Below are 560 nucleotides of genomic sequence, written 5' to 3' on the forward strand. Positions count from 1 at the left end.
ACGTCTTCACCACCGTGCCGCTGCGCGGCAACCCGCTGGCCGTGGTGCACGACGCCCAGGGCCTGACCGACGCACAGATGGCCGCCATGGCGCGCTGGACCAACCTGTCGGAAACCACCTTCCTGCTGCCCCCCGACGACCCCGAGGCCGACTACCGGGTGCGCATCTTCACCCCTGGCGGCGAACTGCCGTTTGCCGGCCACCCCACGCTGGGCAGCTGCCATGCCTGGCTGGTGCCGCGCGATGCCGCGGTGGTGGTGCAGCAATGCGGTGTGGGCCGGGTGCGGGTGCGCCGGGACGCCACGCCGGATGGTCAGCGCCTGGCCTTCGCCGCCCCCGCGCTGCGCCGCACCGGCCCGGTCGAGCCCACGCTGCGTGCCCAGGCGGTGGCGGCGCTGGGCCTGGCCGATGCCCAGGTGCTGCGGCTGGAATGGATCGACAACGGCCCCGGCTGGATGGGTGCGCTGCTGGCCGACGCGGCCACCGTGCTGGCGCTGCAGCCCGATTTCGCGGCCATGCGCGGCCTCAAGCTCGGCGTGGTCGGGCCGCACCCGGCCGGC

Annotated in this window: 1 protein-coding gene; it reads left to right on the plus strand. The window is 75.0% G+C overall.

All coding sequences use genetic code 11. The annotated features are described in order from the left end of the window. Positions 1–560, plus strand: a 560-nt coding sequence (locus ACMUOY_RS20800; protein ID WP_413894605.1) for a PhzF family phenazine biosynthesis protein, incomplete at both ends; no start/stop codon positions are given.

The sequence above is a fragment of the Candidatus Skiveiella danica genome, assembly GCF_022705245.1.
Taxonomy (GTDB): domain Bacteria; phylum Pseudomonadota; class Gammaproteobacteria; order Burkholderiales; family Burkholderiaceae_C; genus Skiveiella; species Skiveiella danica.